The sequence below is a fragment of the Mycobacterium sp. 23 genome (assembly GCF_048287075.1).
In the GTDB taxonomy this organism is placed as follows: Bacteria; Actinomycetota; Actinomycetes; order Mycobacteriales; family Mycobacteriaceae; genus Mycobacterium; species Mycobacterium gordonae_B.
In genome coordinates, this window is record NZ_JBLVUX010000005.1 from 4,046,783 (window position 1) to 4,059,171 (window position 12,389).

The 12,389-nt window shown below is 63.0% G+C and carries 15 protein-coding genes; 7 read left to right on the forward strand and 8 right to left on the reverse strand.

Features of this window, described 5'->3' with window-relative positions:
- Positions 1–7: 7 nt before the first annotated feature.
- Positions 8–1,519 carry an aldehyde dehydrogenase family protein gene (locus ACNQS7_RS19955; RefSeq protein WP_418013919.1) on the reverse strand — a complete coding sequence of 504 codons (1,512 nt, stop codon included), beginning with the start codon at positions 1,517–1,519 and terminating at the stop codon, positions 8–10.
- Between the two features lie 309 nt (positions 1,520–1,828).
- Here ACNQS7_RS19955 and ACNQS7_RS19960 point away from each other — a divergent pair, with 309 nt between their 5' ends.
- Together ACNQS7_RS19960 and ACNQS7_RS19965 are read left to right on the forward strand one after the other, a co-directional pair.
- Positions 1,829–3,124: a PucR family transcriptional regulator gene (locus ACNQS7_RS19960; protein WP_418013920.1), complete on the forward strand. Its 1,296-nt coding sequence runs from the start codon at positions 1,829–1,831 to the stop codon at positions 3,122–3,124.
- Between the two features lie 296 nt (positions 3,125–3,420).
- Positions 3,421–3,588 (forward strand): hypothetical protein, encoded by a 168-nt coding sequence (locus tag ACNQS7_RS19965; protein WP_418013921.1) that lies wholly within the window; start codon positions 3,421–3,423, stop codon positions 3,586–3,588.
- A gap of 220 nt (positions 3,589–3,808) precedes the next feature.
- Here the strand turns inward: ACNQS7_RS19965 and ACNQS7_RS19970 are convergent, their stop codons facing one another.
- Positions 3,809–4,366, reverse strand: coding sequence for a VOC family protein (locus ACNQS7_RS19970; RefSeq protein WP_418013922.1), 558 nt, complete (start codon positions 4,364–4,366; stop codon positions 3,809–3,811).
- Between the two features lie 127 nt (positions 4,367–4,493).
- Positions 4,494–5,201, reverse strand: a complete 708-nt coding sequence (locus tag ACNQS7_RS19975) for a TetR/AcrR family transcriptional regulator (protein ID WP_418013923.1) — start codon at positions 5,199–5,201, stop codon at positions 4,494–4,496.
- Between the two features lie 130 nt (positions 5,202–5,331).
- Between ACNQS7_RS19975 and ACNQS7_RS19980 the strand changes: the two genes are divergently transcribed.
- The 3 genes from ACNQS7_RS19980 (at position 5,332) to ACNQS7_RS19990 (ending at position 7,217) form a co-directional block, all read left to right on the forward strand.
- Complete coding sequence (locus ACNQS7_RS19980) at positions 5,332–5,772, forward strand: nuclear transport factor 2 family protein (protein ID WP_418013924.1); 441 nt, start codon at positions 5,332–5,334, stop codon at positions 5,770–5,772.
- A 1-nt stretch (position 5,773) separates the two neighbouring features.
- Positions 5,774–6,625, forward strand: a complete 852-nt coding sequence (locus ACNQS7_RS19985) for a fumarylacetoacetate hydrolase family protein (RefSeq protein WP_418013925.1) — start codon at positions 5,774–5,776, stop codon at positions 6,623–6,625.
- A 100-nt stretch (positions 6,626–6,725) separates the two neighbouring features.
- Complete coding sequence (locus ACNQS7_RS19990; protein WP_418013926.1) at positions 6,726–7,217, forward strand: TspO/MBR family protein; 492 nt, start codon at positions 6,726–6,728, stop codon at positions 7,215–7,217.
- Here ACNQS7_RS19990 and ACNQS7_RS19995 read toward each other — a convergent pair.
- Entirely contained in the window at positions 7,207–7,794 is a 588-nt protein-coding gene (locus tag ACNQS7_RS19995) for a hypothetical protein (RefSeq protein ID WP_418013927.1), read from the reverse strand. The two genes, ACNQS7_RS19990 and ACNQS7_RS19995, sit on opposite strands and share 11 nt — an antisense overlap.
- Positions 7,795–8,243: 449 nt before the next feature.
- Between ACNQS7_RS19995 and ACNQS7_RS20000 the strand changes: the two genes are divergently transcribed.
- Both ACNQS7_RS20000 and ACNQS7_RS20005 read left to right on the forward strand, forming a co-directional pair.
- A complete protein-coding gene (locus ACNQS7_RS20000; RefSeq protein ID WP_418013928.1) occupies positions 8,244–8,474 on the forward strand; it encodes a hypothetical protein in 231 nt (76 codons plus the stop codon).
- A 277-nt stretch (positions 8,475–8,751) separates the two neighbouring features.
- Positions 8,752–9,120 carry a hypothetical protein gene (locus ACNQS7_RS20005; protein WP_418013929.1) on the forward strand — a complete coding sequence of 123 codons (369 nt, stop codon included), beginning with the start codon at positions 8,752–8,754 and terminating at the stop codon, positions 9,118–9,120.
- Positions 9,121–9,190: 70 nt separating this feature from the next.
- On the opposite strand, the gene dnaB is transcribed toward ACNQS7_RS20005, so the two are convergent.
- The 4 genes from dnaB to ACNQS7_RS20025 all read right to left on the reverse strand — a co-directional run bounded on the left by dnaB (position 9,191) and on the right by ACNQS7_RS20025 (position 12,362).
- Positions 9,191–10,570: a replicative DNA helicase gene (gene dnaB, locus ACNQS7_RS20010; RefSeq protein WP_418013930.1), complete on the reverse strand. Its 1,380-nt coding sequence runs from the start codon at positions 10,568–10,570 to the stop codon at positions 9,191–9,193.
- Between the two features lie 487 nt (positions 10,571–11,057).
- A complete protein-coding gene (rplI, locus tag ACNQS7_RS20015; protein WP_055578155.1) occupies positions 11,058–11,516 on the reverse strand; it encodes a 50S ribosomal protein L9 in 459 nt (152 codons plus the stop codon).
- A gap of 30 nt (positions 11,517–11,546) precedes the next feature.
- Positions 11,547–11,801, reverse strand: coding sequence for a 30S ribosomal protein S18 (rpsR, locus tag ACNQS7_RS20020; protein ID WP_055578154.1), 255 nt, complete (start codon positions 11,799–11,801; stop codon positions 11,547–11,549).
- 42 nt (positions 11,802–11,843) lie between these two features.
- A complete protein-coding gene (locus ACNQS7_RS20025; RefSeq protein WP_055578153.1) occupies positions 11,844–12,362 on the reverse strand; it encodes a single-stranded DNA-binding protein in 519 nt (172 codons plus the stop codon).
- Positions 12,363–12,389: the final 27 nt, after the last annotated feature.

Sequence of the window (12,389 nt, forward strand, 5' to 3'; positions counted from 1 at the left end):
AGGATGTTCAGCTGGGCGGTTCCGAGAGCAACGCGTCGAAGATGTGGCGTTCAAGTGTCTGGGTGAGGTCGACATGGACATGCTTGGCCTCGGTGTACTCGTCGAGCGCGTGTTGTCCCAGTTCTCTGCCCAGTCCGCTTTGCTTGTAACCCCCGAAGGGCAGGGCCGGATCGATCTGATGCCAGTTGTTGATCCAGACTGTGCCTGCCCGAAGCTGCGCCGCGACTGCCAGGGCCCGCTCATAGTCGGTGCTCCAGACCCCGGCACTCAACCCATATTGAGAGTCATTCGCCTGACGAATCGCATCTGCCTCGTCGGAGTATCGCAGGACGCACAGGACCGGCCCGAAGATCTCCTCCCTGGCTACATCCATGTCGTTGTCAACCTCGGTAAGAATGGTCGGTTCGATCCAGTAGCCCTTGGTGAAGCGGTCTCCGTGTGGAATCCCGCCACCCAGAACAACTTTCGCGCCGTCGCCCTTTGCGCCGTCGACGAATGTGAGCACCCGGTCACGCTGCTTGGCGGAAATGACCGGACCAACGTCGGTATCAAGGTCGGTGGTATCGCCGAGCTTCAGTGCCGATGCGCGGTCGACCAGCCGGTCGACCACTTGGTCGTACATGTCGTCGGGGACCAGCAACCGGGTGCCCGATTCGCAGATTTGGCCCGAGTACAACATGCAGCCGAAAAGCGCGCCGTCGATAGCCACGTCGAGGTCGGCGTCGTCCAACAGCACCTGCGCGCCTTTGCCGCCGAGTTCGAGTGACACCTTCTTGACGGTGCCGGAGGCGAGCCGCATGATTTCGCGTCCGACCCCGGTCGATCCGGTAAACGCGACCTTGTCGACATCGGGGTGTTCGGCCAGCCGCGCACCGACCTCCGGCCCGGGCCCGGTAACGAGGTTGATCACCCCATCGGGGACACCGCACTCTTGTGCGATCTCGCAGAAGCGCAGGAGCGTCAAGGGTGTCTTCTCGTCGGGTTTGATGACGATCGAGTTGCCGGCCGCCAGCGCCGGCCCGATCTTCCAAATGCCCAGGAGCAACGGGAAGTTCCACGGCACGATAGCGGCGCACACACCAATGGGTTCGCGGTGCAGGACATTCGTTGACAGCGTCGGGTAGGCCGCCGTCGGTATCTGTCGCTGCCATTCGTAGGACGCTGCAAGCTCAGCGAAGTAGAGAAAATGAGGCGCGGCATAACCCACGTGGAACACCGTCGCCTGCCGCACCGTAGCTCCGTTGGTGTGGATCTCGAGCTCGACCAAATCGTCGAGCTCCTGCCCGATCCGGTCAGCGATATTGGTCATGATGCGCGACCGTTCGCTGGGGGCCAGCCGCGACCACGTACCCGACTCGAACGCAGCCCGCGCCGCGGCAACTGCGGCGTCGGCGTGCCCGACCGTCCCCCTGGCGATCGTCGCATACAGTTCTTCAGTTGCCGGGTCGAGTATCTCGTCCATCTCGTCGGCGTCGACATGCTTTCCGTCGATGAGCATTTGATAGTGCTTGATGTTCATTGCCACCTCAGCGTCTGGTGATTCACGATGAATTCAGTCAACCGTCGAGCACTCGCACGCACCATCGCTCGAACGGAGTGTTCGGATAGCTCTCTCGCAAGAAGCGCCAGTACCCCTGCGGGTGCCGGCCGCACACAGTGCTCCGATTAGGAGATAAAAGCACCCCGTTCGTACAGGTGTGGCCAGGGCTATTGAGGCGGTACGTTTCGCTCGGCGGCGGGTCGATGCCGGGTCTGCGCGCAGCGTCCGCGAGCCTCCCATTTCCGGGGCCTTCCCGGTCAGCGATGTCCGGCATGTTTCGGGGAATGTATGAGCACAGTGACGAATACACGAGCTGGCGATGTCGAGCGGTGCGTCGCCGAGCTCGCCGCGCGTCTCGTCGACAAGGTGCCCGACGCGGTCTCGTTGATTGAGGTGTCGGTCCGCGAAGAGATTCCTGAAATGATTCCGGAGACGCGTGACGAATCACAGATTGCACTCTTGGACGACGCCATTCAGGGCAATGTGGAAACCATCCTGTACGCACTGCGCCACAACATTTCGGTTGACGACGTGCGGGCGCCGACTGCCGCGATTGAGCACACCCGACGTCTTGCTCAACAAGGAGTGCCCCTGACGGCGCTGATCCGCGGATACCGTTTGGGGCAGCGACGCCTCACGCATCTGGTCTTCGGGGAGCTGCACGGAATCGATATTGCGCCCGAATCACGAGTCGGTGTGGTGGAGGCGATCACTGAGATGCTCTTCATCTACGTCGACTGGATGTCGCAGCAGATCATCGCCATCTACGAGGAGGAGCGCGAGCGGTGGCTCGAGTCCAACAACAGTTTGCGCGCGTTGCGGGTTCGAGAAGTCTTGGCGGGTGGCTCGCATGTTGATGCCGATTGGGCTACCAACGCGATTCGCTATCCACTGAATTGGCATCATGTGGGGCTGGCGTTGTGGTATCCGGTGGCCAGTCCCGAGGCGGACGATTTGAATCGCCTACTCCGCTTCGTACGGGGTCTGGGGGCAGCTGTCCAGGCGACTGCCGCGCCGTTGTTTGTCGCTACCGACCGTGCCAGCGCGTGGGCATGGTTGCCGTTTCAAAGCGCGCCGGCGGAGATTACCGATGCAGTGAAGCGATATGCGTTGCAGCGCAGCGAATCACCGAATGTGACGATGGGTTCGGTCGCCCCCGGTGTCGACGGATTTCGTCGATCGCACTACCAGGCCGAGACCGCGCGGACCCTCGCTTTGGCTTGTGGAAAGTCAAGGGCCGTCGCGTTGGCCAGTAGCGACCCCGGTTTAGGGGCGGCCGCGCTGCTCGGCGGAGATCTCGACCACGCCCGGGAGTGGGTCGCCGATGTGCTCGGCAAACTGGCCAGCCCTACGGATAACGACGCATTACTGCGCGACACACTGCGAGTGTTTCTGAGCTGTGGCGCTAGCTACAAGCTTGCCGCTGAAGAGTTGGTTGTGCACTTCAATACGGTCAAGTACCGGGTGGCTCGGGCGTTGGCGAGGCGCGGGCGTGGGATCGCAAACGATCGGCTTGACGTCGAACTTGCGTTGCTGCTGTGTCACTGGTTCGGAAATGCCGTTCTGTTGCGGGCGAGGACCTGACTGGCGATTGTCGCGGCCCACGACAGGCGGTTGGGCAGGGTCCAAATGTGTTGAGCGAGAACCTGCTGCCAGGACGCTCCTCGAACGTGCCGCGGCTGGCGGGGCCGAGCCCTTACCTTCACCCGTTACCGACGGGCGGTATTGGTGGCGTTTGTCCCCACAGGACAAGAGTTTGAGCTCTTGGACACATCGTCTTTGGGCCGTGGTCCGGATAGCTTTGCGACGAATTCAAAGAGCTTTCGCAAAGCAACGCTCATCTGGCCACTCGACTTAGGATTGAGGCGACAAATATTATGTTGGCTATTTTCGGCAGCTACCTCACCATCATCGGTTTCTGCCTCGCGATATTGAGCCCGGTGCTCGTCCCCGGTCTTGTAACCGCCTGGCACGATTACCGCGACTGGCGTTCGGTGAACCAGGAGCCGCAGGCGGTCGGCACCCGCATGCAGCCCGCAGCGGCTTAGCTCCCCCGCAGCAACATTGCTCGCTTGGATTGTCACATGACGCGATGCGTGTCCCGACAATGTACGTGTCGAGCGTTCCGTGGGGCACTGCTGCTATGTCGGCGATGAGCCGGTGATGTTCACGCGGAAAGTGCGTGGCTCAAGCCGTCTCCGTGGGCGACTGCGCAAAGGGATCGCAGCGGTTTTCGCCCGCGTCGCCGAAACGCGACTTCCAGCCACCTTAGATGTGATTCGGCAGAAGCGCCGGCGGACCTTCAACATGGGCTAGTTCTGCCAGCAGATCTTGCGCTGATTCTCCATTGCGCAGCCGCTGCAGGTAGGCTTCCGGATCAAGCTGTACCCCAATGGGATTGGCGGCAAAGCGCTGCGACCGCAGATACTCGTTGCCTTCCTCGTTGGAGGCGAAGTTGTCGACCTGCAATTCGATCCAGTTGCCGTCCGGGTCGCTGTAATAGAGCGATGAGGTCGTTCCATGGTTCACGCACCAAATCGGGAGGATGTCCTGTGATCGCAACTCGTCGTAGGTGTCGAGCAGGTCGCCCAACGTGTCGTAGCTGAATGCGACGTGCTGCAACCCGGTTGACATGGGCGGAGGCTTCTGAGCACCGGGCATCTCCCCGATGGCGATCCGGTGGTGTTCATCGTCGTAGGTCAGGAAGCACAGGAATTCGTTCTCGAATTGCACTCGGGCACTGAGCACTTTGCAGTACCAGTCGCGCATCACGTTGCGCTGGCCGGACGCCAGGACAATATGGGCCAGCTTCTGGGGCGCGGGCATGATGCCTCCCGAGATTCATGACGAACGGCCGGTCGTTGCGGGTCGTCACGGTGCCGGCAGCCACTCCCCGCTTCGTAGGACAGTGTGCCAAGAGTTTGACTGATAGTCAATAATCGATCGCGCCGGTTCAGCGCCCCGCCAGGGGTCGTCCCAGCGCCGCCTCGACGGTCGAGATCCCCACGGCGCTGGCGGCCGCGGCTGTCACGACGTCGAAAACCAGGTCGACGACCCGATCGATCGAGAGGTCCTGATCGTGGGTCAGCCAGTGGACGGTGAGGGCGTTCACAAAACCCATGCAACCGCGCAGAGCGGCCTCGAGCGGCGCCGGCTGGTCGTTCTCCGGCAGGTTCAGCATCCGTACGAGTGCCCGGGCACCGGAGGCCTGATTTGCTTCGGCGATCTGACTGGTCTGCGGGTCGACAGGGCCGGAATGCAGCATTCCGATCATCAGGTGGGGGTGAGCGCGAAAATACTCAAAGTGTCGCCGCGACATCCCCTTGATCTGCGCTGTTACATCCCCGTCGGACTGCAACGGCTGGGTGAGCGAATCCAGATCCCGCTGGACCATCGCGAGCGCGGCGAGGTACACGCCTCGCTTGCCGCCGAAGTAGTAGGACACCAAGCCGTGCGCCGCCCCGGCCTCGCTCGCGATGTCGTCGATCGAAACGTCGTCGTACGGGTGTTGCGAAAACAGTCGCAGCGCCGCGATCGTCAGCTGTTGTCGTCGGTCGGCTTTGGACGCAGCCCTGGTGCCGGCGGTGGTGGGTGTACGGGCCGGAGGTCGCTTGCTGTCGTCGCTGCTGCGCGTCGTCTTGGCCGGCGATTGTCGAGGCACAGGCGAAACCGTACACCGAGGGTGCCCGCCCCATCATCTATCCGCAGACGACCGTCGGCAGTATTGACTTTCAGTCAACTTTGCGTAGGCTGCTGCGAAGCGTCAGGAACCGTCGATAGGAGCCGCGCCCGTGCAGGATCAAGCGCCCGCAGCCAACTCCCTTCTGGAGCAACTGCACGCACAGACGGCGTGTCAGGATCTGATCTATCGGTTCGTATTCAACATCGATTCGGGCGAGGCGACCAAGAACGTCGACTTGTTCACCGAAAGCGCTGAAATGGGTTTGGCGAACGTCTTTCTACGCGGCCATGGCCAAATTGCGACGGCGATGGCCGCGCGAGAGGCCGATGTCGCACGCAAGACACGCCACCAGATCACCAACATCGTTTTTGAACGAACCGATGCAGACTGCGCGCGGGCGCGGTCCCTGCTCTTCTTGTATGTACTGGGTGGCGACGAGGAACTCAGCGCGCACGCCATCACCACATTCGACGACGAGTTCAGGCGTGGGGCAGACGGACAGTGGCTTTTCTCCCGTCGGATCGCCACCATTCTGGCGGGATCTCGCTGAAATGCTGCAGCTGTTTCGTACGACTCAGGGAATTGCACGCGCTGACGGCGAAGAGCTTGCGGTCCTGGATATTTCGGGGCCACCGAGCATCGCGCAGTTGCTCGCGGACACCCCTGCTGACGTGTCAGGAATACCGGTTCGTGCCCGCCTCGCGATGACTGACGCCGTTCTGCGCGCACCGGTAGATTCGGCGGGCCGGATGTTTCTGCTCGGGCTCAATTACCGAAGCCACGTCGACGAGGTCGGCTTGCAGGCTCCCCCGCGCCCGATCGGCCTTCCCATTCCGTCGACGGCACTTTCAGGTCCGTTCGCTCCTATTGTTCTGCCGCCGGAAGCCCCTGATCACGTCGACTATGAAGGCGAGATCGCCATCGTCGTGGGTCGGCCGTGTCATGCGCTCACCCAGGGGTCCGGGTGGGATCACATCGCCGGAATGTGCGTCGCAAATGACGTCTCCGCGCGTGACATTCAGCATGAGGGCACCCGTGATGGACAGCTCGTCGATATCGCGGCGATCGTACGGGCCAAGTCGTTTCCGTCGTTCAAACCGCTGGGCCCCTGCATCGTCACGGCGGACAGTGTCAGGGATCAAGGCGCGCTCACCGTTGTCACTCGCGTCAACGGCGATCAGCGGCAACAAGGTTCGACTGATGACATGGTCTTCGAATTCGGCGAGATCGTGGAGGCGCTGTCCCACCAGACCGAATTGCATTGTGGTGACGTCATTCTGACCGGTACGCCGGCAGGGGTTGGCGAGACCAGCGGGCGCTTCTTGAGCGCCGGCGACGTCGTCGAAGTCGACGTCGCTGGTATCGGCACCATTCGCAACCAGGTGACTGCCGCGCGTCCTTAGCCGAGAGGGCAGGACCGAGTTGATGGTTCTGAACGCGCGTTGGCCGAGGTCGACCCCTCCCTGGCCGCTGACGGGCACGACCGGTCGTTACCGTGGTCGCATGGTAGATGCCGCCAACCGCCGGGGAGCCACGAATTTCGTCGCACTGGGCTTGTCATTGCTCGCGGTCATGCTCACCGCCGGGGTAGGTGGGCTCGCCGCCAACAGCGCCCAGCAGTACGGCCGGCTGCGGCAACCCTCGTGGGCACCCCCTTCGTGGCTGTTCGGACCGGTATGGACCACCCTCTATGCGCTGATGGCAGTGGCAGCCTGGTTGGTGTGGCGCAGCGGACCCTTCAGCGCGACCCGGACTGCGCTGGCCGCGTACGCCGCGCAGCTGGCCCTGAATGCGGCCTGGACGCCGCTGTTCTTCGGACTCCGCTGGCGTGGAATCGCGTTGATAGACATCTCGATTCTGTGGGTGGTCCTGGTCACCACTGTCGTGTTGTTCTTTCGCCGTAGCGCCGCGGCCGGATGGCTGCTAGTGCCGTACCTTCTCTGGACTACGTTCGCCATTTGCCTGAATTTCGCCGTGTGGCAACTCAATAACTGACAAGTTCTGCATCGGCCGGGTACGAAACGGGGCCACCGTCCCCACGCCTTCGCCGCCCGGTACTCGCCGGCAGAGGGGTGCTATGGCTGCGGGCGGCTGCGCACGCAGCCTGAGCGTCGTTCTTATGGTCGAAGCACTGATCAACGCCGGGACCTTCTGCGAACCATTCACCGGTATCAAGCCTGCCGACAACATAACCGCCAGAGCTGTACACGCCCGGCTCGACGCGCTTCCAGCTCATCGTGCCAGCCGCGGCCCGCAGCCAATCGGTAACCACCCGCACAGGGTTGCCGTTTTCCGCGGCCACCACCGCGAAAAGATCGGCCTCTGCGCCGTCGATCGTGTACGCCGTCACAATCCAGCCGAGGTCGTCCATTTCGATCACTAGCATCAGGTTGCCGATCCGTATCGCATCGTCCCCGTCGATGCACCACGTCTCGCCCAGGCCACCGCTGGCTTTGACCGCGTGGCGCACGATGTCGACGGAGCGGCAAGTTACTGCACGGGAGGGATCGCTTTGGCGGGCAAGCCAGTCCAGATAGTTATCGTCGTCATCCCGGCACACCCTGGCTGCCATCGTTCCCCCTCCCCCGGTCCCGCTGAAACCCGGCCTCAAACAGGCCCGTAGCTTAATCCCGCCCTCTGACACGTCGAGGCGGCTCGTGGCGAACACACCGCTATCGCCGAAGGACGGCACGAGGCGCGGCGGAGCCTCGCCGCCCTTATGGGTCCGCTGCGGGAGGGCGTCGAGTCGCTCAGTTCGTCTGTGGGCACGACTGCTCGGGCCGCGAGGTCCGATGGATCCGAGGCGGGTGTCATCGGAGGGCTGGGGGCGCCGGCCCGGGCCACGGACCGGGGGCGAAAAGTCACAGCTCGCTCGCCTCCGCGCAGTCGGGTCACAACAATGTCGGTGGCGGCAACCAGGGCAACAGCAACGTCGGCGCTGGAAACGTCGGGAACGGCAATTTCGGCTTCGGTAACAACGGAAACGGGAACATCAATTTCGGTAATGGCGGCCCAGCCGACTTGAACAATCCAGACCTGTACACCTTCCACGCGGGCCGGGGCAACAACAACATCGGTATGGGGCTCACCGGCGACAACCAGGTGGGCATCAATCTGGCGGGTCTGCTCAACTCCGGTAACGGCAATATCGGCTTCGGCAATTCCGGCCACAACAACGTCGGTTTCTTCAACTCCGGCATCGCCAATTCGTTCATGTTCAGCCTCAGCCAGCTGGCGATCCGACCGAGCTGAGTGTGAACGGACGCAACGGGCCCGAATCGACCCGACAGCAGCGGGTTGTCGAGATTCAGGGAAGACTGCCAAGAAACGTCGGGCCACTTTGGCAAGGATGGATTACCTCCATACCCCGTCAATCTTTGTGGCAGAAATTCAGGTGACGCGGGTTCGGTGATTTACCGGTCAACGTGGCGAATCCGAGGACCGTACGGTTCCGCTTCGCTAGGGTCTCTCGCGACCGGGGTCGCTTAGTTGGCGGCCTGGGAATCCTGCGGGGTCTAGCGTGGGCGGAATGGGTTTGTTCAGTCATGAAGAGTTCCGGGACCCGGCCGACGACGCTGGTGGCGGCGCCAGTGGTGGGGTTGTTGAGCGAGTTCGGCGTGCCGAGGTGGACGAGTACGGGGTGGATGAACCTGTGGTAGTGGGTCCGGGGTTGCCGCCAGAGGACGGTTCGTGCGGTCAGTTCGCTGTGCAGTTTCACGTGTCTACGTCAATGCTCCTCGGGCTGAAACGTATTGCCGATATGCGTGGCGTGAGCGTGCCGGAGGTGTGCCGGCAGGTGATCGGTGTGTTCGTTGCCCAGCAGGAGGGTGAGCTCGGTGCATTGCTTGCTGCCGAAGCCGACGCGGCTGATTACCGGCCGAGTTTGGGTCAGGCGTAGTCGCGGCGGTCGTGAGGTCCGCTGACGGAACCGGTGCGGCTGGCAGCAATAGATGTGCCCGGGGTGGCTCTCACCGCGCCATGTTGGCGAACCGCGACAAGTGCAACTGATGCGCCACGGTCACGGTCTTGGTCGGGCCGTTACGGTGTTTGGCGAGAATGAAATCCGCCTCTCCCCCGCGTGGATCGTCGCGTTCGAATGCGTCGGGGCGGTTCAGCAGGATGACCATATCGGCATCTTGTTCTAGTGAGCCCGACTCGCGAAGGTCGGACAGCATCGGCTTCTTGTCAGTGCGTTGCTCGGGACCACGATTCAGCTGGCTGATCGCGACTACCGGAACCTCCAGCTCTTTGGCCAAAAGCTTGAGATGCCTTGAGAATTCCGATACTTCGATCTGCCGGGACTCGACTTTCTTACCTGACGTCATCAGCTGCAGGTAGTCGACGACGACAAGTTTCAGGTTTGCCTTCTGCCGCAGTCGGCGCGCTTTGGCGCGGATCTCCATCATGGTCAGGTTCGGCGAGTCGTCGATATACAGTGGCGCTTCGCTGATTTCGCTCATCCGCCGCGCCAGACGCGTCCAGTCATCGTCGGTCATCCGGCCCGAGCGCATATCGGCCAGTTTGATTTTCGCCTCCGCCGACAGCAGCCGCATCACGATCTCGGTCTTGCTCATTTCCAGCGAGAAGATGACGCTGGCCATGCGGTGCTTGATCGAGCAGGAACGCATGAAATCCAGTCCCAGGGTCGACTTCCCCACACCGGGCCGCGCGGCCACGATGATCATCTGCCCGGGATGCAGCCCGTTGGTCACCTCGTCGAGCTCGGTGAACCCGGTCGGCACACCGCGCGAGATGCCGCCGTTGGAGGCGATGGCGTCGATCTCGTCCATCGTCGGCTGCAGCAGGTCCTCGAGGGGCACGAAGTCTTCGGAGGTGCGCCGTTCAGCGACCTCGTAGATCTCGGCCTGGGCCCGGTCGACGATCTCGGCCACATCGGCGCCGTCGGCGCCCGCGTAGCCGTACTGCACCACCCGCGTGCCGGCTTCGACCAGGCGGCGCAGCAGTGCCTTCTCCGCGACGATGCCCGCGTAGTAGCCGGCATTGGCAGCTGTGGGAACCGTGGAAATCAGCGTGTGTAGATACGGCGCACCACCGATGCGGCGCAGCAGCCCGCGGCGATCTAATTCCGCGGCCACGGTCACGGCGTCCGCCGGCTCGCCGCGGCCGTAGAGGTCCAGGATGGCGTCGTAGACGTTCTGATGGGCGGGGCGGTAGAAGTCGCTGGGCCGCACCCGCTCCAGCACATCGGCGATGGCGTCTTTGCTCAGCAGCATCCCGCCCAGCACCGACTGCTCCGCGGCGAGATCCTGGGGAGGCTGGCGACCGTAGTCCTCGCTCGGCGGCGGAGTATCCATCCCCGGGTGAGGCATGTCATCGACGACCGCCACAGACCACCTCCCTTCGACTCACCCACCGAACATACATTCGATCACTGACATTCCGAGAGCAAGTCATGGCACCGACCCCCAGCCCCTAGCTTCGCGCCGGATGAAAACGTAAACGTTGCTAGACGGGACTCCAACAGGGCCTGTTCATGAAGCTGTGGATCGAGTGTGCATATCGTTGAACACCCGTGTTGAACGGGGTGTGGAGTACCTGTGGATCATTCTCGCGTTTTTGTACATCACTGCTGCTGACCGCCATACAACGCCGCCGAAATCATGTGGACAAGAATCTCTACGGCGTGTCGGCGCAGGTTATCGTGTCGGGCGTGTTGGTTTTCAGCCACATTTTCGCCGAGTTAATGCAGGGTTACACCGGCCCGGTGCGTACACCTTCGGAATTGTTCGCCAGAATGCCGCTGCGCGAATCCGATTCCGCGCAGCCGAAAACCCGGTGCGGCCTCAGGGCCACACCGGGTGAGGGCAGATCTAGTTAGCTCTCGCCGACGACCTCGAGAGCGACCTCGACGTCGATCTCGGGGTGCAGGTGCACGACCACCGGGTGCGTCCCGACGGCCTTGATGTGGGCCTTGGGCAGCCGGACGATCCGCTTGTCGAGGTTCGGGCCGCCGGCCTTTTTGATAGCCGCCACCACGTCACCGGCGGTGACCGAACCGAACAGCTTGCCGCTGTCGGCCGCGGTCTTCACCGGCAGCGAGACCGATCCGAGCGCCTGGATGGCGGTCTTGATCTCGTTGGCGTGCTCGCGGTCGCGGACCGTCTTGGTCTCGCGGGCGCGGCGGATGTCGTCGGCCTGCCGCTGGGCGCCGCGTGAAGCGACGATCGCCAGACCGCGGGGCAGCAGGAAGTTGCGGCCGTAACCGTCCTTGACTTCCACCGTGTCGCCGACGGAACCGAGGTGGTCGACGTCAGCCGTGAGTATCAGCTTCATCGTTCAAATACTTTCGTTGGGCGCGCGTGATCAGCGCGTCGCGGAGGTGAAGGGCAGCAGCGCGACCTCGCGGGCGTTCTTGACCGCGACCGCGATGTCCCGCTGGTGCTGCACGCAGTTGCCGGTGACCCGGCGGGCGCGGATCTTGCCGCGCTCGCTGATGTAGGTCCGCAGCAAGTTGGTGTCCTTGTAGTCGATGTTCTGGCCCTTTTTGGCGCAGAAGACGCATTTGCGCGCCTTGATCGGCTTTTCCGGAGCCGGACGCCGCTTGGTGGACTTGGCCATGGTGTCAATCTTTCCGTTCTCGTGCTGTGAAAGTTAGGTAGGTCAGAAGGGCGGTTCGTCGTCGCCGCCGCCGAAGGAACCCGACGCCGGGGCGCTGCCCCACGGGTCCTCACCGGATCCGCCGGACTGGGCGGGCGCGGACTGCCGCGAACCGCCACCGCCACCGCTGAAGCCGCCGCCGCCACCGCCGCCGCTGCGGCTGGCCTTGTTGACCTTGGCAGTCGCATACCGGAGCGAGGGGCCGATCTCGTCGACCTCGACCTCGACCACGGTGCGCTTTTCGCCCTCGCGGGTTTCGAAGGACCGCTGCTTGAGGCGCCCGGTGACGATCACCCGGGCGCCGCGCGTCAGGCTCTCGGCGACGTTCTCGGCTGCCTCGCGCCAGATGTTGCAGCGCAGGAACAGCGCTTCGCCGTCCTTCCACTCGCCACTTTGGCGGTCGTAAATCCGCGGGGTAGATGCCACCGTGAAGTTCGCCACGGCCGCACCCGACGGCGTGAACCGCAACTCGGGATCAGCGGTCAGGTTTCCTACGACAGTGATTGTCGTGTCACCAGCCATGAATGCCTCCTGGGTCCGCCTGGTGGG

Coding starts and splice junctions, on each gene's coding strand:
- ACNQS7_RS19955 (WP_418013919.1), bottom strand. CDS start 1,519: ATGAACATCAAGCACTATCAAATGCTCATCGACGGAAAGCATGTCGAC.
- ACNQS7_RS19960 (WP_418013920.1), top strand. CDS start 1,829: ATGAGCACAGTGACGAATACACGAGCTGGCGATGTCGAGCGGTGCGTC.
- ACNQS7_RS19970 (WP_418013922.1), bottom strand. CDS start 4,366: ATGCCCGCGCCCCAGAAGCTGGCCCATATTGTCCTGGCGTCCGGCCAG.
- ACNQS7_RS19985 (WP_418013925.1), top strand. CDS start 5,774: ATGCTGCAGCTGTTTCGTACGACTCAGGGAATTGCACGCGCTGACGGC.
- ACNQS7_RS19990 (WP_418013926.1), top strand. CDS start 6,726: ATGGTAGATGCCGCCAACCGCCGGGGAGCCACGAATTTCGTCGCACTG.
- ACNQS7_RS19995 (WP_418013927.1), bottom strand. CDS start 7,794: ATGGCAGCCAGGGTGTGCCGGGATGACGACGATAACTATCTGGACTGG.
- ACNQS7_RS20005 (WP_418013929.1), top strand. CDS start 8,752: ATGGGTTTGTTCAGTCATGAAGAGTTCCGGGACCCGGCCGACGACGCT.
- rplI (WP_055578155.1), bottom strand. CDS start 11,516: ATGAAGCTGATACTCACGGCTGACGTCGACCACCTCGGTTCCGTCGGC.
- rpsR (WP_055578154.1), bottom strand. CDS start 11,801: ATGGCCAAGTCCACCAAGCGGCGTCCGGCTCCGGAAAAGCCGATCAAG.
- ACNQS7_RS20025 (WP_055578153.1), bottom strand. CDS start 12,362: ATGGCTGGTGACACGACAATCACTGTCGTAGGAAACCTGACCGCTGAT.